This window comes from Ulvibacterium sp., from assembly GCF_965228935.1.
Taxonomy (GTDB): Bacteria; Bacteroidota; Bacteroidia; order Flavobacteriales; family Flavobacteriaceae; genus Ulvibacterium.
Window position 1 is genome coordinate 4481577 of the sequence record NZ_OZ245846.1, and the last position, 24405, is coordinate 4505981.

The 24405-nt window shown below is 43.3% G+C and carries 20 protein-coding genes; all 20 read right to left on the reverse strand.

Annotated features, from left to right (window positions below):
* Positions 1-40 precede the first annotated feature (40 nt).
* On the reverse strand, positions 41-985 hold the full coding sequence (locus ACO06Y_RS18915; RefSeq protein WP_422080592.1) for a succinylglutamate desuccinylase: 945 nt from the start codon (positions 983-985) through the stop codon (positions 41-43).
* Positions 986-1175: 190 nt separating this feature from the next.
* A complete protein-coding gene (locus tag ACO06Y_RS18920; RefSeq protein ID WP_422080593.1) occupies positions 1176-2519 on the reverse strand; it encodes a DUF3526 domain-containing protein in 1344 nt (447 codons plus the stop codon).
* On the reverse strand, positions 2516-3967 hold the full coding sequence (locus tag ACO06Y_RS18925) for an ABC transporter permease (protein ID WP_422080594.1): 1452 nt from the start codon (positions 3965-3967) through the stop codon (positions 2516-2518). The genes ACO06Y_RS18920 and ACO06Y_RS18925 overlap by 4 nt, the downstream gene beginning before the upstream one ends.
* A gap of 3 nt (positions 3968-3970) precedes the next feature.
* On the reverse strand, positions 3971-6457 hold the full coding sequence (locus ACO06Y_RS18930; protein ID WP_422080595.1) for a TonB-dependent receptor domain-containing protein: 2487 nt from the start codon (positions 6455-6457) through the stop codon (positions 3971-3973).
* Position 6458: 1 nt separating this feature from the next.
* Positions 6459-7154 carry an ABC transporter ATP-binding protein gene (locus tag ACO06Y_RS18935; RefSeq protein ID WP_422080596.1) on the reverse strand — a complete coding sequence of 232 codons (696 nt, stop codon included), beginning with the start codon at positions 7152-7154 and terminating at the stop codon, positions 6459-6461.
* Between the two features lie 382 nt (positions 7155-7536).
* Positions 7537-9741 (reverse strand): DUF5916 domain-containing protein, encoded by a 2205-nt coding sequence (locus ACO06Y_RS18940; protein ID WP_422080597.1) that lies wholly within the window; start codon positions 9739-9741, stop codon positions 7537-7539.
* Positions 9742-9746: 5 nt separating this feature from the next.
* Positions 9747-10589 carry an alpha/beta fold hydrolase gene (locus ACO06Y_RS18945; protein WP_422080598.1) on the reverse strand — a complete coding sequence of 281 codons (843 nt, stop codon included), beginning with the start codon at positions 10587-10589 and terminating at the stop codon, positions 9747-9749.
* On the reverse strand, positions 10576-11790 hold the full coding sequence (alr, locus tag ACO06Y_RS18950; protein WP_422080599.1) for an alanine racemase: 1215 nt from the start codon (positions 11788-11790) through the stop codon (positions 10576-10578). Before alr ends, ACO06Y_RS18945 begins: the two co-directional genes overlap by 14 nt.
* Positions 11791-11924: 134 nt before the next feature.
* Positions 11925-12941, reverse strand: a complete 1017-nt coding sequence (locus tag ACO06Y_RS18955) for an ABC transporter ATP-binding protein (RefSeq protein WP_422080600.1) — start codon at positions 12939-12941, stop codon at positions 11925-11927.
* Positions 12931-14061 carry a FecCD family ABC transporter permease gene (locus ACO06Y_RS18960; RefSeq protein WP_422080601.1) on the reverse strand — a complete coding sequence of 377 codons (1131 nt, stop codon included), beginning with the start codon at positions 14059-14061 and terminating at the stop codon, positions 12931-12933. Before ACO06Y_RS18960 ends, ACO06Y_RS18955 begins: the two co-directional genes overlap by 11 nt.
* A complete protein-coding gene (locus ACO06Y_RS18965; protein WP_422080602.1) occupies positions 14061-15329 on the reverse strand; it encodes an ABC transporter substrate-binding protein in 1269 nt (422 codons plus the stop codon). Before ACO06Y_RS18965 ends, ACO06Y_RS18960 begins: the two co-directional genes overlap by 1 nt.
* Positions 15330-15339: 10 nt before the next feature.
* Positions 15340-16623, reverse strand: a complete 1284-nt coding sequence (locus ACO06Y_RS18970; protein ID WP_422080603.1) for an ABC transporter substrate-binding protein — start codon at positions 16621-16623, stop codon at positions 15340-15342.
* An 11-nt stretch (positions 16624-16634) separates the two neighbouring features.
* Positions 16635-17870: an ABC transporter substrate-binding protein gene (locus ACO06Y_RS18975; protein ID WP_422080604.1), complete on the reverse strand. Its 1236-nt coding sequence runs from the start codon at positions 17868-17870 to the stop codon at positions 16635-16637.
* 1 nt (position 17871) lies between these two features.
* Complete coding sequence (locus tag ACO06Y_RS18980) at positions 17872-19302, reverse strand: DUF3526 domain-containing protein (protein ID WP_422080605.1); 1431 nt, start codon at positions 19300-19302, stop codon at positions 17872-17874.
* Between the two features lie 2 nt (positions 19303-19304).
* Positions 19305-20711: an ABC transporter permease gene (locus ACO06Y_RS18985; protein WP_422080606.1), complete on the reverse strand. Its 1407-nt coding sequence runs from the start codon at positions 20709-20711 to the stop codon at positions 19305-19307.
* Positions 20708-21424 carry an ABC transporter ATP-binding protein gene (locus ACO06Y_RS18990; protein ID WP_422080607.1) on the reverse strand — a complete coding sequence of 239 codons (717 nt, stop codon included), beginning with the start codon at positions 21422-21424 and terminating at the stop codon, positions 20708-20710. The genes ACO06Y_RS18985 and ACO06Y_RS18990 overlap by 4 nt, the downstream gene beginning before the upstream one ends.
* A 10-nt stretch (positions 21425-21434) precedes the next feature.
* Complete coding sequence (locus ACO06Y_RS18995; RefSeq protein WP_422080608.1) at positions 21435-22652, reverse strand: GTP-binding protein; 1218 nt, start codon at positions 22650-22652, stop codon at positions 21435-21437.
* 118 nt (positions 22653-22770) lie between these two features.
* Complete coding sequence (locus ACO06Y_RS19000) at positions 22771-23133, reverse strand: hypothetical protein (protein ID WP_422080609.1); 363 nt, start codon at positions 23131-23133, stop codon at positions 22771-22773.
* A 39-nt stretch (positions 23134-23172) separates the two neighbouring features.
* Complete coding sequence (locus ACO06Y_RS19005; protein WP_422080610.1) at positions 23173-23766, reverse strand: type 1 periplasmic binding fold superfamily protein; 594 nt, start codon at positions 23764-23766, stop codon at positions 23173-23175.
* A gap of 205 nt (positions 23767-23971) precedes the next feature.
* The gene (locus tag ACO06Y_RS19010) at positions 23972-24274 is read right to left on the reverse strand and encodes a hypothetical protein (protein WP_422080611.1); all 303 of its coding nucleotides are present in this window, start codon (positions 24272-24274) and stop codon (positions 23972-23974) included.
* Between the last annotated feature and the right edge of the window lie 131 nt (positions 24275-24405).

Consider the following 24405-nt stretch of genomic DNA (forward strand, 5'->3'; position numbering starts at 1 on the left):
AAATGTGTTCAATGTTCTGTGAAATTATAGGCCGTTTTATTCACTCGAAGAAACTAATGCACATCACTGTTTCGTCGACATTTACGGGAGGTGTGGCAATTTTATATAGAATAATACCAGAAACGGGTGCCGTTAATTCGGATATGGTCTTTCCAAATTCATCGGTGATGTATCCGACCAGGTCTCCCTCTTTTACTTGGTCCCCAGCTTTATATTGGCTGTACAATATACCTCTTACTTCGGCATCAATATACTTTTGATTGTTCAGTCGAATCAATTTCCGGACATCTTGTTCTATAGTTTTACCGTACATATTCATCTTATTGAGCATTCTATAAACGCCATTTTTAATTAAGGTAACCGCCTCTTCCTGTACATTGCCCAATTTGCCACTTTCAATGCTCAGTGCCACCTTCCCATCTTGGCATGCTTGTTTAAAGGTATATTTTGCGGGGTCATCGGCCTTGATGGTATACGGATAGGAAACCACATAATCAAAACCACTGGTTTCTGAAAGCTCTTTCGCCTTTTTAGTTTGTTCGGGATAAGTGGTATTGTTATAATAACATATAAATGGAAGCAAATCCTCCGAGGCATCGCCGCCGTGAATATCCAAAAAAACATCGCTTATGGGAATCACATTTGTCTTAATGAAGTGCGCGATTTTTTGTGTCACGGAACCATCGGATTTACCGGGGAAGGCATTGTTTAGGTTCACCTGATCCTGAGGATTGATAAAAGGGGTCCGCGAATAAAAAGACCCCGTATTGGCAATAGGGATAATAATCAAGGTACCTGATAAACTATCGGTATTAATTTCCTTCATGAGTCCTTGCGTAGCTACTATTGGTGGATATTCAAAACCATGAACCCCAGCGACCAAAGTAAAAATCCGCCCTTCATTTTTTCCTTTAATAATCGATATGGGCAAGAAAGTTTGGTTGTTCCGGGAATCTGTAAACGCAATGTGTAAATCCTTTCTCACAGGTCTTGTTTTGTCCAGAAAAGCATCTTGAAACTGGTTTTGTGACAAAACCAACAATGGGGTCAAAAGAAATAAAACAAAAATTTTTTTTCTCATTTTTTCAATATATCTGTTCTTTGTTCTAAAGATATAAAACTTGTAAATCGTCAATAAATCAAAACAATCATGCCGTTAAAATATTTGGATGGGCTCATAATCTTCTTCCCCTTGGCGCCGATATCAAAACCATAAATAGTATAGCAAGTATTAGAGGAGCCATCAATCGTAAAGGTCTTATATCAAAATTTTCGCGATAGTATTCCGGGGGGAATCGTTCCCAATTGATCGACTCGGCCAGATTCTCTTCAAATATCTTCGGGTAGAAAAATAAACGCAACCTTTCGTGAAACTTTTCCGTAGCCTCCAAGAAATCAATATGTTGCCCCAAGCTTGTCCCGGCCAATTGATTTAGGGCCAGTTGCAAGTGCATGTTGGGTAACCAGGACGCAAATTGTGCGCTGTGCCGTTCCCTTAATTGGATTTTAGAATTTAACGACTCCCTTTCATTCCTTGAATCATCATCGCCCATCTGCTGCATGGCATAGTACCATAGCCAATTGAACCCTTCGGTCGGGTAGCCATACTTCTCAAATTGCGGATAGTGGTCATAGAATTTTTGAATGGTGGGCAACTTTTCCATATCCCATTTAGTATGATACCCATCCCGCTGTGCGATGGCCGTGCCCAATGCTTCAGGTACAGGATATTTGAATGCCAGGTAGGCATTGATTCCCGCCGGTAACAAGATAAGTAGCACTAACCAAATCGATAATAACATCAACGCATTGAATCCGGACGATTTTTTAAAACAAATGATGAAAAAGCAAAGAGTAAACCAAAAAATCGTATAAAGAACCGACAAGATGAACATTACTAAAAAAACACTATTAAAAGGAATGTTGAACACCACTTTGGCCGCTAAAAATAGGAATATCAGTACGCCCACGATCAATAAAAGCCGTACTGACAATTTGGTGATTACAAATCCCAGTTTTGACCGAGTCTGAGTGGCCACTAAACGCCAAGTACCTGTCTCCGTCTCTTCCGAAACCGCATTAAAGGAAAATACGATGACCAATAACGGGACTAAATAAATCAACACAAATGAAAAATCAAGGTTTCCCGATTGTAGGTTCATCGGATTTATCAAATCCGTATCGTGTTTCTGTGCTTCAAAGGTCTTAATGGTAATTCTCTTTATAGAGGGGTTCACATCAGATTGACCAATGGACAGACCCGCCAACGGATCGGCAGGGTTAATAAATGCAAATTTCACATAGTAGAGTAGTAGCCCCAAATCATCATTATGTAGCGATACATGGCGTTCAAAATGTTCCTCCTGATAGGTTTTTACCTCTTCAATGGCATCTTGCCGTTCATTTAAATGCCGATTCCCGATAAAGATTCCCAACAGCCCCAAGGCGATTAGAAGTGCCAAGCTCAGAAGAACTTCCCTGGAACGTATACATTGGTACAAAAACAGCTTGTATTTCATAAGGCACTGGCTTTTTTAGCGGTCAATGATAACAGTCCAAAAGAAAGCAACAGCCACAACACGATCGAAACCAAAGCCAAGGAAGCCTCTTTGGCTGCACTTATGAAAGGTGCCGGTCGGTGTTCAAAATCGGGGAATTCTTCCCAGTGTTCATGACCAACCACATGGGTTTTCCCCTCGGAACCACTTTTCTTTTTCGGGCTGATATATTGCATTTGCAATTCGTTCATCTCCTGGGACAAGGCGTAGCGATAATCATCGGCCTGATCCTGAAAATCCACATAATTTGAAAAGTCCGTTCCTGAAAAAGTCATCGAAAGTTGTTTTATGGCCATATACGGATTAAGCAATGCAACAAGCCTACTGATATTGTTCTGTTTCCGATAAATTGTCAAAAGGCCCACATGGTGCTTTTTGTACAGTGTTGAGCTGATTTTTTCCCCTTCGCGCATCACAAAACCGGAATAATTAAAGGGAAGGTCGGTCACTTCACTAACATTGTGTACGGCCAATACGGAGTCCCGAAGATTATTATAGTAGGGATCATCGGGATTGTGGCTATCGCCCTTTTGAATCTCTTCTTTCTCAATAGCCGACTGAAACGCCAGTTTTGTGGGAGTTGGATGCCAATAGCTACCAATGGCCTGAGCCGATTTGGGCAAAAGAACGACCATAAACAACCATATGCCCAATAAACGTAAAAGTGCATTTTTTGGGGTATCGCTTCGGGTGGAGCAAACAATAATTGTTATTACTACTATGAATAGAAAAAACAGGTATCCCAAAACGACCAAGAAGAAACGTAGCCAAAGAAGACTACTTGCCGTAGGGTCTCCAAAAATGGCCAGTGCAACCACCATAACGAAAAGAACGGGCGCAAAGAACAACATTGCAATCGCAAAAAGCCCTAAGGACCTCCCGAACAAGATTTCAAACCACCTCGCACCTTGCGATACCAATATTTTAAGGGTTCCGTTCTGCCGATCTGCCGCTACACTGGAAAATCCTATAAAAATCAAGATCAACGGCAAGACCAATTGTAACAAAAGAGCTATACTAAGCTCCCCAAAGCGCAAGGTTCCCGTTGAAAAAGAGGCATCCGAAAAATTGACACTGTTCTGCCGGTGTGCCTCCAAAAAAACGGTATTGCCCGTGAAACTTTCCAATCCATAATCAAACATGGCAAGAGGTGGACTCACCCGAAAGGCAAACGTTCCGAAATGTGCCATTCTGTGTGGATGCTTATCCGGGTTGGCTTCCCAACTCTGTCGTGCCTTTGCCTGATGGGATTTGCGTATGTCGTTCCGGGCCAAGTGGTTGTGAATACCGCTAACGGCCGCATAGACCGTTAGCAGTACAAATAGGATATAGATAAGGTAAAAGGTCTTTGGCTGGGTAGCATTTCGTAAAAAATGTAATGCCAGTAACCGCATGTTTGTGGACTTCATATCCTAGAATTTATAGGTAGTGGTCAATAGAACATTCCTTGGTGCCCCGGGAAACAATCTGAAAGTGCTCAAGGCCCCGGTCCAATAGGTTTCATCAAAAAGATTGTTGAGCTTTAGGGCAATCTGTATATTGCTTCCTGAAGGGCGATAATATACCGCAGCGTCAAAAACCGTATATGCGGGCAATAACAAACGGTCATAGTACCATGAAAAACGATCGCCACGATACTCCATTCCCAAACCAACACCAACATTTTTTAAAGGACCGTTCATAAAATCATAGCGGCCCCAAAAATTGGCGCTGTGTTCGGGAGCACCGCCCACCCGTTCACCGACCAAAGCTGGGTCATCGTCTTCTTCGATGGTAGCATTGATGTAAGCGTACGAAGCATTGAGTTGCAAATTAGGGAGCAAGTAACCTGAAAGATCCCATTCCAACCCGCGGCTACGTTGTGCACCACGCGTTACCAACAAATCTTCATCCATCGGGTCTTGCAACAATAGGTTTCGTTGGTTGATTTCATAAATGGCCATGTTCATGGCCAACTTTCCTCCAAAGAATTCTCCTTTAGCTCCAAATTCGATCAAATCGCTTTCCAGGGGATCAAATTCAGCGGGAGAACCAGCCCAAAAAAAGTTTTCCGTGGCGGGGGACAAAGTAACCGTATTGGACTGCGGCTGAAACCCTTCAATATAAGTACCGTAGACACTTACATTATCAGTGGCCTCATAGGTAAGACCTACTCTGGGGATAAAAGCTTCATTTTTAAATGATTCCTCATTTGGCGATTCATAATCAAACTTGTCCTCGTACCATTCATAACGAAGATTTACCAAGGCCGAAAACTTTCCCATTTTAAACTGGTTCTGTACATAAATCCCGTTTGAAGTAGTAAGGTTTGCCGGGATTTCAAATTCCGATATCACATAGTTGCCAATGTCACGGATGGCATTCTGCGGATCGTTCAAATCGTAATGGGGCACATTGGGTCTTGGAGCAATGACCCCATCAATTTCGATGGTTTGAAATTGGTCGGCTTCGGCCGGGTCAAAACGGCTAACACTTCCATCGTTTCTTAAATAGCGACGTGCTCCATTTTGTCCACCACCTTTAGTACGTTCCCACCAACTGCCGTCGTAGCCTACCAGTAATTTATTGGTCACTTTATCTCCTATGAAATCAAAATTAAAGAAGGCATTGAAGTTATCGGTAATCCAAAATTGCTTACGTTCAACGTATCGCATTGCGGCCAAGGTAGTGATAGGATCGCCATTGATGTCCACTGCCGGGGCATTTACGGTTCTATGTTCCACGAGGTCTTCTTCCCAGGTTTGTTTCATGTAGGAAGCATTAAACCCAATGTTATCGGAAATTTGCTTGGTAAAATTGCTCATTATCAAAAGTTCTTCCGACTCAAAGAAGTCGCTTGAAGCACCTACGTTCAATGAAATGGGTGTACTGTTCAGGTCAAATTCCCCATTTATGGCTCCAAAGATAGGTTGGCCCCTATCCAGGTTCCCAACTCCGTTGCTATAAATCATTTCAACATTCAAGGCGGTAGTTTCGTTGGGGATATATGTAATGGAGGGTGTAATCAAAAAGGCGTTGTTCTGTACCACGTCCCTAAATGACCGTGCTTGCTGTACGGCTGCATTGAAACGGTAAAGCAAGGTTTCCGATTCGTTCAAGGGACCTGTGAAATCCATCGTTGCCCTCAGTGTTCCAAAACTGCCTACGGTTGCACTGACCTCGTTTCTTTTTTCCTTTAAGGGTTTTTTAGTCACCATATTAATCGTTCCACCGGGATCCACACTTGAAAAAGTGACCGAAGAAGGTCCTTTAATAACCTCTACCCGTTCAATATGGGAGGTAATAGGCTGTAAAAAATAGTATTGGCGCGTGCGCAGACCATTGATGACCTGCCCTTCTTCAGCTTGGGTCGTACCACGAATATTGAAATGGTTATAAAAGGCCGTAGAGGTCACACTGCTTGCGGCCTTTACGGCATCTGCCAATTGAAATGCCTGTCGATCATTGATCAACTCTTTCGTGATAGTGGAGACTGCTTGTGGCAATTCCTTGTTCTTGATGGCAACTTTGGTAGCGGAAAAGGAGTAATCACTGTTATAATCCGTTCTTGCGCGACCAATGACCTCTACACTTTGTAATTGTTCGGTACCCTCGTTTAATACAATGGTTCCCAAATCCATTGGAGAACCTTCATTGATTTCCAAATTGTCATTATAGGATTGAAATCCTAAATAGCGTATTTCCAGAGCATAGTTCCCCTGAGGTACGCTGAGTTCAAACCGCCCCTCGCTATCGGTCAATTTGCCGAACATCCCCCCGGTACCTTTTAATGTTACTGTCGCCCCAATAATGGGCTCATTCCGATTATCCACAATAATGCCCGTAACACCCTCTTGGGCCCAAAGACCACAACTGGTCAATACAATCAGTACCTTAAGTATTGATGTAAATGTTTTCATTTTAAATTGTTTTTAGGTATAAGTCCCGTAATTCGTTTGCATTTATGGTATTGGTGTTCGCCGTAAAAACCAGTTTTCCTTCTTTCATGATTCCGATTCTTGTACCGACATTCACCGCATTAAAAATATCATGGGTAGCCATAAAAATGGTTTTACCTTCCTTACTAAGGTCCTTACAGATTTTGGTAAACTCCAAGGTTGCCTTGGGGTCTAATCCAGAAATCGGTTCATCCATGAAAATGCAATCGGCGTTTTTGGAAAGTGCTATGGCAATACCAACCTTTTGGCGCATTCCTTTGGAATAGGAAGCGAGTTTGTTTTGATGGACGGTCTCTGGAAGTCCTGCTTTCAACAATAAAGCGGACAGCTGACCTTCGGAATATTTGAATCCCGCCAAACGACTAAAAAAATTAAGGTTCTCCAAGCCTGAAAGGTTCCCATATAATTGCACGACTTCGGGAATGTAGGCTATCATCCTGGTGGTGGCGTTATTATTGGCTTTTACCATTACACCGTTCAACAAGGCCTTACCTTCCGTAGGTTCAAGCAAGCCAAGAAATAGATTAATGGTTGTTGTTTTACCGGCCCCGTTTTGGCCTAGTAGACAAAATATTTCGCCCTTTTCAACCGATAGGTTCAGTTGACTTAGAGCTTCGTGCTTACCATATCGCTTGGTAAGATTTACAGCTTCTAGCATTACTATAAGGAGTTTATGGACTACATGATTGTTTTAAATATCCTAAAGAATTCTATTGGATGGTCGGAGGGCCGCGAAGATAATTTTGGAGTAGGAAATCCAAATGAAAAGATGTTGTCAATCTTTCTTTAAGAGCAATTGAAAAAGCTTTGAAATGATGGGTTATCGCTCCCTGAACATATAATTGCTGGTCAAAATAATAGGTGCAAATATCACAATGTGCGTCATTCTCCGTAGTAACATACGTGCCTTGTAATTCTTCTCCAGGAGGATTCTCAAACGAATGATGTGAGGCATGCCATGCCATTAATAATGGTAACAGCCCTATATACATTCCTAGTATGGATGATATTAGATTATACCTATCATTCACTGCCAATACCTAAAACTGTTTTAAAAAAGTAATTTTGCTAATGAATTGCGTGCTCTGCTGTACAGGGTCGAAAATATCGGTTTGGGTATCGTTAAATACCAAGTAAATAAAGGATAAGGGCATATATTCCCAACTAAAACGTATATTCCATCTGCCCTGTTCGTTGAAACTGTTATACTGATAAAAGGTAGACAGTTGCACCCTGGGATTTAGGGCCAGCCTTAGACTTGCCGTGTACAGATCCGTATCCAAATCCGCTTGTTCCAAACCCACACCGTTGATATCATTATGCTCATAATTGAGCGTAAGTGTGGTATGGGGAATTGGTGCAAACCGGGCCGCAGCGTTGATCGTGGTCCGGGTACCGTTATAAAAATCCCCGAAGTCTACACCAACATCGCCTGACCATTTTTTGGACTGATCCGTATTGTATTGAATCAAATATCTCGTATAGAAATATCTGTCCTGTTCGATCTCCAAACCCAGGGGCGCAAAATCAAAGTTGATGTTCTGCCATGTCGGGGTCGTGGAAATTTCCAAAAAACTATTGTCCTTAAACCAGGTGAACACGGGAAAAACATAAAGACTCGCTTGTTGAAAACTACTGGGGTCGGTGGCATCATGGTTGTAATTAACGAACAGCCCCGGATCCCATCTTCTGATCCAATCGATTTTTTTGGGCCTCCAGATATAATACCCCCCTGGATTATGGCGTATAACATCGTTTTGCCTCACAAAACCCATTCTGGGGTTATAGTTGGCATCCGTATATTCCGTGACCCATCCGTAGTAATACTCGTTACTATCATTGCCCACAAAGATTCGTCCCGCAAAACCCGTATTACCCGTAAATTCATCTATGGAGGTAGATAGGAGATACTGGATATCCCATTGGCTTGTGGGACGTATTTGGCCATCCAAGGTAATGGTAGTATTATTATTGCTCTCCAGACCCAGTTCATCATAACTATCATCCAGTCTATGGGTAACCATAAGACCCACATTGTTTTCCCTTCCATAGTTTTTCAAATACCGAAATACCCCAAAGTTGCCCCCCGCCGAGTTTTCGGTTTCCCGTTGACGCACAAAAAGTCCCGCCAACGCACTTTTTTCGGTTCGTTGGGTAAAACGGGCACCTACATCTATAGGTGCCGGTATGGCGTTAAATTCTCCCTGAAGACCAATTCGTCGACTAAAAAAGGGGCGAATGGATTGTTGCAACCCGCCCGCCCAAATACCGGAATTTTCCAAAAAGAACTGCCTCCGTTCGGGAAAAAAGATGTTGAAACGCTCCAAGTTGTTCACGGCCAAATCAACATCGGCCTGTGCAAAGTCGGTATTTACGGTGAGGTCAAGAACCGTTTTTGGGTCGATGGCCCATTTGACATCCGCGCCTATTTTTGGGTCGTTCAATTTATCGATCAATACGGTTCCCTCCTTATTTTCGTCATATTGGTACAACGCATATGGCTCCACCCTTATGTTAGTCGAAGGTGGGGGGGCTTCAATACCCGTTAGCTTGGCCGCATAGGTCATCCGATAGGGTGTAAACGACTGGGGAATGGCCGGAAAAGTGGAAACCTCGATATCCCTTCGGGCATAGCGTACCAAAGTAATCCCCAATTCAATAGTGTTCCCGGATTCCGGAAGATTATATCGCAAGCTTTTAAAGGGAATGGCCATTTCTACGGTATATCCGGCATCGGTTCGTTGTGTTCTGACCCGCCAGAGGGTATTCCACCCCGTATCAAAATTATTGCCATTGAAATTCTGAAAATCACGTTGGTTACCATAAGGGGTAGTTTGAAAGCCCTGGGCGTATTGCTTTAAGTTTTGTGGATCAAGGGCTATGCCGAAAATATCATTTTCGCCCCAACTGAAATCCCTACGCAAATCTTGAATGCGGATGCCTTTAATACCAACAGAATCTTTACAAAATGCTCCGATATACAGATTTTTGTCATCATAGAGAAAACGAACTTCGGTTTTGTATTTCAGGTTTCCACCCTGTCTAGGTTCCCTTCTAAAGAAATCGGAAGTAACTTCTATTTTTTCCCAATCGGTCTCGGAGAGTTTGCCATCCAACTTAATATCGCCCATCGCTTTTACCGCCTTTATGGTCAAAGGTGTTTCCGGTGGCGGGAAGTTCTGGTTTTCCTGAGATAAGGCCACTACCGAACAGAAAAGTAATGGAACGAGGTATAAAAATCTCATATTTTTTATTTTGATTCAATAAAGTCCTCTAACAATGCATTGAATTCTTCGGCTCTTTCCCAAAACATGGCATGGCTCGTAATTGCCTTTATTTTAGCCTTTGGGGCATAGGTTTTGAGCCAAGTACTAGCTTCGTCATACCAGGAAGCCCTTACCATAAAAACCGAAGGTGTTTCCAGTTGACTTACTTCCTTTGTATAGTCCGATACCAGACCATCTATGTAAAGGCTTAGGGCAATATCGGGAGGAGTCATGCGTATTTCCTTCCGCATCCAGGTTCTGGTTGTATCATCAATTGAATCATGAAGCATCCAGTCAATAATGTCATCGGGTTCCGAAGGTTCGGAAATCATTCCTTTTAGGCTACTTCGATAATCATCAAACGTCCCATAAACCCATTCTTTCTCCCTATTTCCGATCCATTTGGGAGGTTCATCGATAAAAACCAACTTACGAATCCGATCCGATCCAAATGCCCGCAGATATTCGTACATGGCGAGGCAACCACTGGACCAGCCTATCAATACAATTTCATTTAGGTCCTTTTGTAAAATCAACTCCCTAAGATCGGTCGCATGACGGGCATATGTATTCTTATAAGTTGTTTTATTCGACCTCCCTTGCCCCCTTGGATCGTATAGGATAACATGATGTTGCTTTGAAAAGTACTCCTTTTGTTTTTCAAAGAATCGATGGGTCATGGTCCAACCGGGAATGAAGAGAAGCGTTTCCCCTTCACCTGCTTCCTCAATATATAGGTTTGTACCGTCTTTAAGTTCAAAATAAGTTTCCTGGCCAAAAGCCGGACAGGTAAAACAAAATAGAATTAAAAGATTAAAAACTTTCATACGTCTTTTTAGGGATGGATTCCTTGTAATTGATTTGCAAATAGTTGTGCCCCTTTACCAGCTTGCCAAAGCCTTCAGGGGTAATTTCCGGCCGCTCGGGACCAATTAAGGTTGCTATGTCCCCTACCCTAATTTTCGTTTTAGATCCAAGCGAAACATTGGTGTGACTGGCATTTACATTTACGACCGGATAGAGTTCGCCTCCCAATAAAATCACGGCCCCGTTTTCCGCTCCACTATCATAACCGTCCGCCCAACCCACAGGGAGCGTGGCAATCCATTCGTCCTTTCTTACTTTGTAGAATCGGGAAAAACCAATGGTATCACCTGTCTTCAGTTTTTCGAGACGAATTATCGGGGCTTTAAGTCGATACGGTACTTGAAGTGGATATTGTTTGGCTTCAGGCCTGTTGGCCATAGGAAATGATCCATGGAGCAAAATACCAGGTCGCACTGCCTCCTGATGCGATTTTGGCAATTCCAAAAGCGAAAGCGACGGGGCCAAGTGCTTTATCCCAGTGGTTATTCCTTTTCCGTTCAGTTCTTTTGTAATTTCCTCAAAACGCTGAATTTGCTGCTCCGCAAAGTCCTTTGGTGAAGTGAGCGTAGAGAAGGTATGGGAAATACTTAACTTATCATTTTTGGACACTTCTTCTCCGATATACACCGCTTCCTCATAGGGAATGCCCATTCTACCCAAACCTGTGTCTATATAAAGCGCGACCTTTATCGTTTTATTTGTTCCCTTGGTGAGCTCATTTATTTTTTTGAACGAAGCTTTTGAAAAAATACTCAAGGTGATTTCCTGTTCTACAAGAGCATTGGCGGCTACACTATCAAAATCCCCCATGAGTAGGATGGGTTTCGAAAATCTATTTGTTCTTAAAGCGATGGCCCGCTCATCCTTCACCAAAGCAACGGCCGCTATGGCCGGTGAGCCATCTAAAATTTTGGCTACTTGGACATCTCCCAGACCGTAAGCGTTATTTTTCAACACGGCTATAATGGGCTTCCCCCCTACCATTTTATTGATTTGTGAGGCATTGTGCAGGTAAGCAGATTTGGATAGTTCTATCCAAGGTTTGCTATCATATAATCTCTTGGCGAAAACCCGATCGTGACCAAATACATATGGACCCATAGCCATGGTAGCCAAACCTGCAAAGGATTCATAGATGAACTGTCTTCTATTTTTTTTCATAAAATTTCAGGTTAGGTCCTATATAGTGAACAAATCGAACAACTATCATATATTTTTAAATCTACCTTTGAAACAACCATTCCCGATGACTTGTTAGATGGAAAAAACCTTGTACAAAACTTGTATGGGTCGTTTTAATCATATTCCTTAATGGTCTGTAATAATTGATAAATGGAGGATGCCTCCTTTTCCATGGCCTTGGAGGTCACCTTCCACAAAATTCCTTTTTTGGCGGCTATGACCGTAATCGAAATGGCCGCATCATTGACTACTTCTATGCGCTCACGTTCCAAAGCTTTTTTGGTCCAAAGCAGACCATCCCCATTGCCCTTTAGGCAAATACTTCTATGATAAGGTTCTTGAGCCTCAAAAGCTCCCTTTCCCATGTTAAAATGGATACCCTCACTTTCAAATGCCCTGGCAAATGAGCCGTCCAAGACCAAATCCTCCGGTGCGCCAATAACAAGTTTCCCATTTTTGGGCTGAAGCCAGAGTTTGTCCGCATATTTTAAGGCGAGTTCCATATCATGCGTTGACATCAGGACACATTTATTGTCCTTCTTGGCCAGTTGCCGCATCAATTGCATAATCTCTATGCGCCTTGGTAAATCTAGAAAAGCCGTTATCTCGTCGAGTATCATCACTTCGGTTTCCTGGGCCAACGCTTTGGCCACCATGATTTTTTGACGTTCCCCATCACTAAGTTCAGATAGCATTCTCCCGGCAAGTTCCTGTGCCCCCACCATGGCAATGGCCCATTGAACGACTTCATGGTCTTTAGGCTTCAGTTTTCCCGACCAGCCTGTATACGGATATCTTCCCAAACCAACTACCTCATAACTACTGAGCATACCCCCATGGACACGTTCGGTGAGTACCAAACTTAATTTGGTGGCCAATTGACGCGATGATACTTGAGAAATGTCCTTTCCTTCAAAAAGGACTTGTCCCTCCAAAGGCTTTTGTGCACCAGAAATGGTACGAATCAATGTGGATTTTCCTGCACCATTGGGCCCTAGTAAGCAGACCAACTCCCCTTTTTTCAAGGTCTCCGTTATGTTTTCTGCAACCACTTTTTTTTCTGACTTATTTAAATAGCCTATCGACAACTGTCTTATATCCAGAACATCTTCCATAATTCTATAATTCAAATGTTCGCATTTTACGGTTTCTTAATAGTACCCACATTACCACTGGCGCACCAATCAATGCATTGACCGCATTTAAATGAAGAAAATGACGTTCCCAAGGAAGGTGTACAAAAAGATCGGCCGCCATGGCCACCAGGCAACCCAATAACATTACCGCCGGTATCAGAATTCTGTGATCGGAGGTGCTGAAAAGGCCTCTTGCAAGGTGGGGAACAATCAGCCCCAAAAAGAGAACAGGGCCACAATAAGCTGTCACGGGAGCCGCCAATAACACGGCACTGCCCAAGGTAATGATACGGGTGCGTTTCACGGACATTCCCAATGCCCTTGCATAGTTTTCCCCCAATAAAAAAGCGTTCAAAGGTTTGGCCATCAACCAACCACTAAGCAACCCAATAATTGTAAGAGGTATAAGGACGGGAAAATGTTCCCAATACACACCGGCAAAGCTACCATCATTCCAGCCAGCAAAAACCTTGGCTTGAGATTGATTGGTGAAATGTAAAATAGCACTGATTAAGCCTAGGGCAAAATAGCCTAGCATTAATCCAAAAATCAACAAAGTAATGGTACTGACATATCGGGCAACGAAAACCATTAGCAGCAGCACCAATAGACAGCCTAACATGGCCCCAGCGACGATACCTAAATTGCTCAAAATCTCCAGGTTTTCCAAAAATGAAGATCCTACTACAACTGCCGAAGTAACCACCAGAGCCACTCCCAATTGTGACCCAGCCGTAAGACCCAAGGCCCAAGGCCCAGCTAAAGGATTGCGGAACATGGTCTGTAGTTGAAGCCCTGCGGTACCCAATGCCGCCCCGCCAATACCTGCAGCTATGGTGCGAGGCATTCTAAGCTCTTTGATAATGGTGCTATGGGTGGGATCTGCATCGTCCCATCCAAACAATACAGCAATGATACCATCGAAGTCTATAGCTACAGTACCGACACCTAGTTCAAGTAGAATCAAAAGAAGGATTCCTACCACCAAAAAAGGAAAAAGAAAAATTCGGGCGCGTGCTGGTATCCTTATTTTTAAGGGTGCCTTAACATCAATTTCTTTTGATTGTTCGATTCCTTTGTCCGACCTTTTTTTAGCTTGGTACTTTACTTCCATCAGAATTGGTTTTTGGTTAGAATCACCCTTTCAAAATATTCCGGCTCATGGTCAGGCAAAAGTTCCGGGTAAAAAATGGAAACTAAATCCTCCAAGACCAGATCAGGGCGAACCTCAGGGGTCTCATACCAGTCATAGGCATTGTGCTCATAGCGCGTTCGTTTTTGATAGTGGAACACTTGACCATTACGATAAGCCTTGAAAGAGTTTAAATATTCAGAGGGTGGCCAGTTTTCATCGGATGTGCTATTCGCTATCCAAAAGTCAGCATCCTTGGCCAGGGAGAGTATCTTTTCGTTGTTCATACCGACGGCATGTGTCGGCCCATCATCTGCAAGTACGTTAATTGCACCAGCGGCTTCCAGAAAAGATGCATAAAAATCATTACGATGGGCAGACCAGTCACTATTCTCGGAAGGATGATATACCAAAAAAGCGGTCGCCTTTTCTTCTTTTTGCCGCACTTTGTCCATCAATTGCTTACAACGGGTAACCACTTCCTCAAACAGCTTGTTGGCCTCTTCCTCTTTATTAAAGAAGAGTGCGGTAAACTTTAGCCATTCGGCCTTACCCAAAAAAGAAGGTTCCGCCCATGCAAACTGGGGAATGGCATTTATGCCCAGAATCCTCATTTTTTCCAGGGAAGCCATTTTATCTCGATCTGACGAATACAGCGTCAGCAAATCTGGATTTAACGAAAGGATAACCTCGGGCAAAGGAACACGATGAAAACTGTACCCTATGGAAGCGATTTTCTTTTCTTCCCATCGTTGTCTCAGTTCTGAATCATATATGGCGCCCCCACCCATGGCCACAATATTGTTCATCAACCCAAGCGCCTTTAGGCGAGTTACCTCCCCGTCGTCATTTGCCGCAACGGTCTTCAACGGCACTTCGATGACCCATGCGTCTTTAAGCTCGTCCTTTAACTCGGGTGGTTTTGTTCCCTTTTGCACCAGTACCAATTGCTTATCAAAAAGAACACCCCTGTCCGGACTATTGTAGTGAAGATGCACCAGTTTATAGCCGGGCGTATTGGTAACCGAAAAGTTTTGGGCATACCGAACATCCACTTTTGTCGTGAAATTGTTTTTTATATCGGTAGATTCTACGTCTAGTGTTTTGTTTTTATTGGCAGAAGGTCCGCAACCAGTCATAACTCCACCAAAGAGGCTTACTAAGAGTAAAAGAAATAAGACTCGGGGACCATCAAGGGTGCTAAGCCTTGACAGGTACAGATTTTTGAATACTGCGGGTTTTTCGCTCATTTCAACAGAATTAGTTGTCTTGTGTTATTGGCCCTTGGGCAACTTTATCGTATTGGCCCATGAAAACCGGAGTATGATCCGGCAACAATTGCGGATAGACCAGCTTTATTAAATCTTCCAATACAATATCTGGACGAACAATCGCTTTTGCATACCAATCGGAAGTATTCTTTTTGGGTTTAATTCTTTCCATATTGTGGTATAGCTTCCCGGTTCTCCAAGATTCAAAATTATTCATGATGTCCTCTTGGGGAAGTGGGCCCGAATGTATGTCCCCAATTATCCAATGTTGAACGTCCTTTCCTTTAAAAAGCAATTCTTCAGTAGTCAAGGTCTGGGCCCCATCCGCATTGGCCTTAGTATTGTTCGCTAGCGCATTCTTCAAACCGGCATCTACCATATACTGTGCGGGGATACTATTAATATGCATCTTCCAGCGTTGCTTACTCGTATAAAACCCCCACAAGGCACTTTCTTTCAACTCTACGTTTTGGGTCAAGGATTTTAAAGCTTCTATTTTGTTTTTAATATCTCCAAAAACCTGGTTTGCCTCTTTTTCGGCATTAAAGAACAATGCATAGAACTTAATCCATTCGGCTCTCGCCAAGTAATCAGATTCCGCCCAATCAAATACAGCGGCTGTAGGGATTCCTAATTGTCGGCATTTATCCAAGCTCTCCCTATGATCCAAGCTGGCCAAGGTCATTAAAAATACTTCCGGTTTTCTTTGAAGCAGTACCTCAAAATTAGGGGGGCTGTGCCAACTATATCCTATCTGCCCAATGGTACCACTAAGTGCTTTTCCCCTCATTTCATCATTATAGGAATAAAGCCCTCCAATTGCATTAATATGGTTTTCACGCCCAATCTCGCGTAGATAACTCTCAGAGTGTTGCACATTAACTCCTACGGTTTGAACAGGGATATAAATCACAGTGGCATTCTGAAGCGGGCCTTTAAGTACCGGAGGTTCGGTACCATTCTGAACCAATACCGTTACATCTTTAACATCTTCCGATTCGGTAGGGGAAGAATCACCATCACCAAACGTCGCATTAGTGCGAACTATCTTATAATTATCATGGTAAGCAACGGTAAATTTTTTGGCATACTCGATATCCACTTTTGTTAGGAAATAATCTTTAGTGCTCAGGAATTTTGCCTCAGGGTCTTTTTTTTCGGTCCTATCCGTTTTACAACTTATCAAAAGACAAAAACAGCAGATTACCAATCCCCATAATTTTAACTTGGGTCTTAATCTAATTTTTAATGTCCCGGATGAAATACGATACATACTTGTCATTTTTATAATGCTTCCTGAGCTATCGGAAACTGAAAATCCTTTGAGAGCCTGTCCATGTAATACAATTCGTGGTCAGGGAGTAATTGTGGGTGGATAAGATGGATCAAGTCCGCCAAAACCCTATCCGGCCGAACAATAGCCGAACCGTACCAATCATAAGCATTGTCCTTGGGCTTGCTTCTTTTAAAATTATGGTACAGGTTCCCCAATCTCCAAGAGATAAAAGAATTCATCAAACCGACCTTGGGCAAAGTTTCGGAATGCACATCGCCTATTATCCAATGCTCTACATTCTTCGCTTTGGAAAGCAACTCTTCAAAGGCCATGGGTTCGCCGGCATTTTTTAATGGGGCCTCAGGTTGGAAAAAGATATTGTCCAATCCGGCATCCAGCATAAATTGACTTTCCGTACTGTTGCGGTGAACGAGCCATTTGTCTTTTCCGGTATAATATCCCCATATGGCAGTAGGTTTATGTTTCAAAGAGGTAACCTTATTTTTGAGATTTTCCACGTTCTGTTCTATCTCATTGAAAATCGCATTCGCCTTTTCTTCCGCATTAAAGAAAAGTGCGTAGTACTTGAGCCATTCCGCTTGGGCCAAATAGCTCTTTTCCGACCAACTGAATACGGGGCCCGTGGGGATATCCAATTGTCTGCATTTATCCAAGGACTCGGCAAAATCAAGGTTGGATAGGTTCATCAAAAAAAGGTCGGGTTTACTTGCAAGTAGATTTTCGAACATAGGGGGTTGGTGCCAACTGTAACCCACTTGAATCAAATCGCCCTCAATAGCCGATTTCCGTATGCTATCATTATAAGAGATAAGTCCTCCAATGGCTACCATTTTATCGGTCAAACCCAACTCTCCCAAAAAGTTCTCGGCATTTTCTATGTTGACGGCCACACGCTCGGCAGGAATACGGATAACCTCGGCCCTTTCCAATTCACCCGTTAGTTTAGGAATCGGGGTTCCCTTCTGAACCAAGACCATGATATCTTTCTTAGATTCCGATGCGTTTCCCGACCAGGAAGAAAGCTTACTTTGAGTCCGTACCACTTTATAATTGCCATGATACTCAACAGAGAAGCCTGTGGCATATTTTGGACTAATCTTATACTGGAATAGGTCTACTTTATTGGACGCAACGGAATAAGCATCATTTTGTTCTCCCTTTGCCTTATTCCGACAAGCTAAAAGAAAAACACTTAATACTGTGATGCCAACAATTTTGTACATCTCAAGAAGTCATTAAGATGTTGCGTTTTTTTTGTTCCCTATAGATAAAAATCCCAATCAGATATACAACTGCCGAAAGTACAAGTATCATAACCAAACCAAATAAAGTAGAAGCCTCTTTTTTTTGGTACACGAACTTTGGCAAATTAGGGTAATCCTTTTGCGAGAAATCCCGATTGTTATATAAAAAGGGTATCAAATGTCCTCGCCAGGTTTCCGCAAAGGCAACAACCTGTTTCCTAAAATCTTCATAGTCCTTGGTGGAAGTACCCGCCAGTTGGTTCAAGGATTCCTGGACAATAATCGCAGGGGAAATCCACTTGAAACGGCCTACCCAGTCCTGTTGTTTCTGCAATTGTTCTTCATACGCATCAACCACGGGGGACAATTCCTCCTTTACCAACTTTTGGGAAGCCATGTAGCGATGGTAAAATCCACGGGATTGGGATGTATCGTTCAAGGCATACTCCGGATGATCCCGCAAGTAATTGTCCAATATCTCGTCCTGTTTTTTGGCGACCTCCGCTTTAAGATTACGCATTTCATTGATCATTAAAGTGCGCGAAGGCATAGGATAGAAGGTGTTTCCCAATTGGTTCAGTACCGAGGGAACAAAAAGCACAAACACCACCCACAGTCCTAGCAGGGCAACTGCATTTTTGGCCGAGCTGCCCGCTTGAAGATTGACCAAAAATGCCAAGGCGAACCAAAAAAGCATGTAAATCAACACCAAGGCCAAAAAACCCAAAAAAGAAGTTGCATGTGCTACAATATCAATACCAATGAACAAAAATGCCAAAACCAGTGTAATTGTGACCAATACTGCCATCCAAAAAAAACGTAGCCCCAGTTTTTGCATCACCCATTTTTGAATGGTTATGGGCTGGGCGGCCAAGAGCCGGATAGAGCCGCTTTCCTTTTCGGCAGAAAGTACATTATAGGAAAAGGCAATAATGAGCAGAGGCAACAGGTATACAATGATAAAGGCTAGATCAAAACTGCCAAACAACAACTGAACTGGACTGGTCATTTCCGTGAAGTTCAGGGTAAAGTCATCCCCAGTGACCGTTGGTTTAACGTAATGGGTAAAAAGGTCGGCCTGTCCGGTCGACACAAAAGCCATAGGTTGAGGATCCATGGCCGCCACCCTGGGATAATAGTTTCCCAAGGCCATAGGACTTGAGGGAACGGTCCAATAGGGCACGCTTACCTCAAGGCCATGCTCCACCGAGTCGAGAAGTATGAGCATCATAGCATCATTTTCCCGCATTTCCTTTTGGGCCGCGGCAATATCGCTTCGGCGTTTCTCTACTTTTTGCCTGCCATTGAATGCCGAAAATCCAAAGAGCAATAACAACATTACGCTGAGCAGTTGGATCCAACGGCTGCGTAAGAGTAGTTTCAATTCATATTTAAAATTGTACGTTAACATGGTCAAATGGTTTTGGTAGTGAACAATAACAGACTAAAGGAGCCCAATAGCCAAAAACCCAAAATGCCAAGGTTGGATACATTGTAAGAGAGAATGGAACCCAATTCTGGCGGGTCATAATCAAAGGCGGGCAGATCTTTCCAGAAATCGGCATCCGCCCTGTAGCCCCAATTGCCATACTCTGAATTCTCGGCAAAATTGTCGTTCAGAAATTTCTGGGTGGCAATTCGGTATTCCTCCGCGGCATCGGCAAAATCCCAATGCGTTGCATAATCGGTCTGGGCAACGGCCATGCTTAGAAAACGTGTTGGCAAATAGGGTGAAATGGCCGCCAATCCCCTGTATATCCTGGATTGCTGTACAAACTGCTCCTTAAGGTAATTGTAATGCTTAAAATAAACCTCTGCCTCATGTTCCTCGCCTTTCTGCATCCGATATCCATCAAAGTTAAAGGGAAGTTGATGGAGGCTGTCCACACCGTATTCCGCAAGTACCGCTTCTTGCAATCGTTTGGCCTCCTTACTCCAAGGATTGTGGCCATCCAGTCCCTCTTTTTTATCCTTCAACACATTGGAGGCAAATTCTTGACGTGTAGGATAAGGATGTTTGGCTTCCGCTATATTACTGGCTGCCTTGGGTGCCGCCAAACAGGCTATAATCCATACACCCAGTGAAATTACCAAGGAAACACCTGATTTTTTTGTCTTTGCAGAAATCAACAGGACTATATTGATGAAAATGATGTAATAGCCCATATATACCACAAACATTACCAATAGAGCACTCCAATTGAATATACCAAAATCCTTGAGACCACTTAACAACACACCCGCTACTAGAAATAAAATAGTCGTAATCAGAAGAATGGGAATGAATAGGGCCGTCCATTTTCCCAATATCCATTTCCAGGTGGAAATTCCCTGACTTTTCAATAAGGTTAGAGTGCCCATTTCCCGCTCTTTGGTAAAACTGTTATATCCCAAAAGAATTATAAGTAGGGGAATAATAAATAGCAAAATAAAATCCGGTGTCAAATCCCCAAAACGGGCCAGACCAGTTTGATCGGCAGCTGCACTGAACTGAGCCTCATTACGTTTATGAGCTTCCAAGAAAATGGATGTTCCCGCATATTTATCCACCCCTTGATCTACCAGGGATAAGGGATATTTGGGCTTAAAGGCATAGGTACCATAGTGGGCCGCGGAATGGGGGTTCTTTTCACCTTGGTTGTCCCAAATCGTCCGCTCGGCCGTTTTGGCAGTCTCATATTGCCTATTCACATTTTCATATTGCCGGGCGCTTATCCACACGGCTACTCCCAGCAATAGAACCACAATGAAAAAGGCCAAACGGACGCGTCCATCACGAAACAATTCCTTGGTTTCCTTCAAAAATGTCCTGGAAATCATATGGCAAGCTCTTTATATCCCATGGTATTCAGATAGGAATCCTCCAATTCCGAAAGGGAAATATCATCAGCCATAAACTGCTGCTTTAACTGGCCATCCTTCATAATGCCGATATGGGTCGCTACTTCCTTGGCCCTAAATAAATCGTGTGTAGCCATTAAGGTAGCCACCCCTTTAACACGTAACTTTTGAAGCAACAGCCCAAATTCGTTACTGGCCTTGGGATCCAAGCCGGATGTGGGTTCGTCCAATAGGAGCACTCTGGCATCCTTGGCCAGGGCAATGGCGATACCTACCTTTTGGCGCATCCCTTTTGAAAAAGTTGAAATACGGTTGTCAAAGGCTTCCGGTTGTAATCCGGCTTCCTTTAGAAATCCCCTTAAATCTGAATCGGACAGTTTTTTTCCGGCGATTCCTGAAAAATAATCCAAATTCTCCACAGCTGTGAGACTAGGGTAAAGCATCAGGTTTTCCGGGATATAGGCTAAAAATCGCTTAGTAGCCCTTAGGTTTTCCCGGACGTTCAATTGATTGATGAATGCACTACCCGATGTAGGCTCTATAAAGCCTAAAAGTAGATTAATAGTGGTTGTTTTTCCCGCACCATTGGCACCGAGAAGGCAATAAATGTCGCCCTCCTTTACAGTAAGGTTCAAATGGTCGAGAGCAGTCTGGTCACCATATTTTTTTGTGAGATTGTTCGTAATGATCATATCCTTTGATTTATGGGTTTGTATGTTGATAGTGTACTATGGGCCAGTCATCCGTAGTGGGGAAATTCCCCCTTTTCCAATCGATCACTTCCCTATCACTAAGCAAGCATTCCTCAAGTTGTTTGGTTATTGAGGGGACATCAAGATGTTGCCCGATAAAGACAAGTTCTATCTTCCGGTCTCCAAAGGGAGTGGCCCATTCGGACTCGATCAATTTTTGGTTGTTAACGAAAGAAGCATAGTTGATGCGTTCCGAAAAGGGCATGGAAGCCCACCAGACCCCGGCAGGGTCTACTTTGGTCGAACCGCCCGCGGTACTCCATACCAACGCTTGATCCGGCCGTGAGGACAACCAGAACAAACCCTTGCTGCGGATGATGTTGGGAGGGAAATGATTGTTCACATAGTCCAAGAACCGTTTAGGATGGAAAGGCTTCTTATTGCGAAACACGAACGAGCCGATACCATATTCCTCGGTTTCCGGTACATGTTCGTTCTGAAGCTCTTGGATCCAACCGGCCGAGGTCTCGGCCTCTTCGAAATCGAACAGGCCCGTGTTCAATACTTCCTGTAGGGGTATTTTGGAATTTTTGGAAGGCAGAATGCGTGCCCTGGGGTTTAGCTTGTGTAAAATATCATAGAGGTTGCGCAGTTCTTCCTCAGTAATCAAATCAACCTTGTTCAATAAAATTACATTAGCGAACTCCACTTGATCCGTCAAGAGGTTTACAATGGTACGGTCATCGCCCTCAATATCCGTTAAATTACGGGAGGCGAGGTAATCCGGGCTTGAAAAATCCTTTAGGAAATTAAAGGCATCCACCACCGTGACCATGGTGTCTATATAACTGAATCGACTCAGGTCAATACTGCCATCCTCGTTGGTAAAACTAAAGGTTTGTGCTACGGGAATGGGTTCGGAGATACCGGTACTTTCTATCAGTAAATAGTCAAACCTGTTCTCCTTGGCCAATTTTTCAACCTCTACCATCAGGTCTTCCCGAAGTGTGCAGCAGATACAGCCGTTCGACATTTCGACAAGCCTTTCCTCGGTACGGGAAAGGGTGTTTTCGTTCTGTACGAGTTGGGCATCGATATTTACCTCGCTCATATCATTGACGATGACGGCCACTTTAAGGCCCTCTTTATTATGTAGGATGTGGTTGAGCAGCGTGGTCTTACCCGCGCCCAAAAAACCGCTCAATACGGTTACGGGCAATTTTTCCATTGTTGGGGTTTTTAAAATGAAATGATAGGATACCATAACCACTTTGCAACAAACATTTGGATTGCAAAGCGTTGAATGTCAGCATTCAAGAAAAATATCTTGAACAATAGAAATGTCTTTAGGGCATGGGTGAGGGAGGGCCTCTAAGAAGGTAACCGGTCTTTGTTCCCGGCCCAAAAGTGTATTGCGCCAGATTTATAAGCAGTAAAGAGAACGCCACCCCTAAGAAAATGGTGGGGTAAACCCAAAAGTATAGGGCCTGGCCCAATAGTTTGGCACACAGTTCGCAGGTAATGGTGGATAGTTTGTCTATTTGGTCGCCTGGTACAGTGTGCGGCACATGGGAATGCGATGTATGCGAAGTGAGGACATGCAGGTTATGGTATGACAACTGAAGTAAAAGTACGGTTGCCAATAGTATCCCAAACCTTTTTTTTGTCTTGACGCTTCCCATTGGAAAAAGGGAGTGGAGCCAATCCACTCCCCTATTTTAATTAGGTTTAGATGGAAAAAACCGTCCTTATTCGATGGTCAGACTGAACGTCTGAGTGATGTCGGTTTCTCCCCCGGCATCGGCTAAAGTACCATCATTGGGTTTTTTAGGCTCGTGACGTAAGGTAACCGCCAAGGTTCCCGAACTTGCATCCGTAGTGGTAAGGGTAAATACAATACCTACCGGATTTGTGGTCGTAAAGTTTTCCCCGGTTTCTTCGGACACATAATCCGATTCATCGTCCCCGTATTCGGTTGAGGCATTCAATGCGCCACCCACAACAAAAAAGAATTGATGCTCGGCAGCCTCTCCCTCAATTTCTTCATTGACGTTTTCCGCCGGTGTTTCCGTCTCGTTCAATAAAACGATCCCTCCGTCATAAACGGTGTTTTCCGCAAGACTTCCCGATACGTCAATATCCGGGGCATCCGGGCCGTCACCATCCAAATCCCGAGAAACCAATGTAACGGTAGTACCACCGCCTTGTGGAACCAGGGTAACTGTCATAGTCGTGATGGTTTCCTCTTCATTTACTGGTTCCGGAGCATCATCGTCATCCGAGCAAGAGGTTAATAAAAAGCCTGTTATGGCCAAAGTCGATAAGAATTTGATAGTTTTCATAGGAATAATTTATAAGGATATTAGAGTTTATCGTTTTAGTAAAATCCTGGGTTTTTCAATACTATTACTTCATCTGTTGGAGGCCAATCCTCAAAACTTGATTTGAATACAAATGGTAGTATTATCACAAACCTTTAAGGGAATACCATGAAATCAACACGGTACTTTCATCTTTCCGGATATGGAAAGGTAAAACAAGAGTCGACTAAATAAATGAAGGGGGTGGTCTGGAGCAATGATGGGACTCCAATTGGATCTTTGGGATTTGAACACTCGTAAAGAATAATCCCGGTCCATAATCCCCAAAAGAATTGGGTTCATTAAATTCCCCGAAGGAAAACGTTGCGGTTTCGGTCTGCTGATTGTCGATGGCCAAAATACAAAGTTCGCATTGGCCCACTTCGTTATCTTCAGCGTTATGATGCTCATAAACGTGGAAAGCGGATATCTTGGCAAACAACATGCCAACAAGAAAAAAGATACCTAAGTGCTTTAACGAACCTTTCACAATCCACAAATCTAAAACAATCAATTTAAGTTATCATGTTAAAAAAATCATAATGTACGGGCGGCCATGTTAATTATCCGCGGAATTACACTTTTAAAAACCAATACGTCGATTCCTAATCAGTTATTGAA

Coding starts and splice junctions, on each gene's coding strand:
- ACO06Y_RS18970 (WP_422080603.1), bottom strand. CDS start 16,623: ATGTATCGTATTTCATCCGGGACATTAAAAATTAGATTAAGACCCAAG.
- ACO06Y_RS18940 (WP_422080597.1), bottom strand. CDS start 9,741: ATGAGATTTTTATACCTCGTTCCATTACTTTTCTGTTCGGTAGTGGCC.
- ACO06Y_RS18945 (WP_422080598.1), bottom strand. CDS start 10,589: ATGAAAGTTTTTAATCTTTTAATTCTATTTTGTTTTACCTGTCCGGCT.
- ACO06Y_RS18935 (WP_422080596.1), bottom strand. CDS start 7,154: ATGCTAGAAGCTGTAAATCTTACCAAGCGATATGGTAAGCACGAAGCT.
- ACO06Y_RS18960 (WP_422080601.1), bottom strand. CDS start 14,061: ATGGAAGTAAAGTACCAAGCTAAAAAAAGGTCGGACAAAGGAATCGAA.
- ACO06Y_RS18925 (WP_422080594.1), bottom strand. CDS start 3,967: ATGAAGTCCACAAACATGCGGTTACTGGCATTACATTTTTTACGAAAT.
- ACO06Y_RS18980 (WP_422080605.1), bottom strand. CDS start 19,302: ATGTTAACGTACAATTTTAAATATGAATTGAAACTACTCTTACGCAGC.
- alr (WP_422080599.1), bottom strand. CDS start 11,790: ATGAAAAAAAATAGAAGACAGTTCATCTATGAATCCTTTGCAGGTTTG.
- ACO06Y_RS18965 (WP_422080602.1), bottom strand. CDS start 15,329: ATGAGCGAAAAACCCGCAGTATTCAAAAATCTGTACCTGTCAAGGCTT.
- ACO06Y_RS18985 (WP_422080606.1), bottom strand. CDS start 20,711: ATGATTTCCAGGACATTTTTGAAGGAAACCAAGGAATTGTTTCGTGAT.
- ACO06Y_RS18995 (WP_422080608.1), bottom strand. CDS start 22,652: ATGGAAAAATTGCCCGTAACCGTATTGAGCGGTTTTTTGGGCGCGGGT.
- ACO06Y_RS18920 (WP_422080593.1), bottom strand. CDS start 2,519: ATGAAATACAAGCTGTTTTTGTACCAATGTATACGTTCCAGGGAAGTT.
- ACO06Y_RS19005 (WP_422080610.1), bottom strand. CDS start 23,766: ATGAAAACTATCAAATTCTTATCGACTTTGGCCATAACAGGCTTTTTA.
- ACO06Y_RS18930 (WP_422080595.1), bottom strand. CDS start 6,457: ATGAAAACATTTACATCAATACTTAAGGTACTGATTGTATTGACCAGT.
- ACO06Y_RS18975 (WP_422080604.1), bottom strand. CDS start 17,870: ATGTACAAAATTGTTGGCATCACAGTATTAAGTGTTTTTCTTTTAGCT.
- ACO06Y_RS18990 (WP_422080607.1), bottom strand. CDS start 21,424: ATGATCATTACGAACAATCTCACAAAAAAATATGGTGACCAGACTGCT.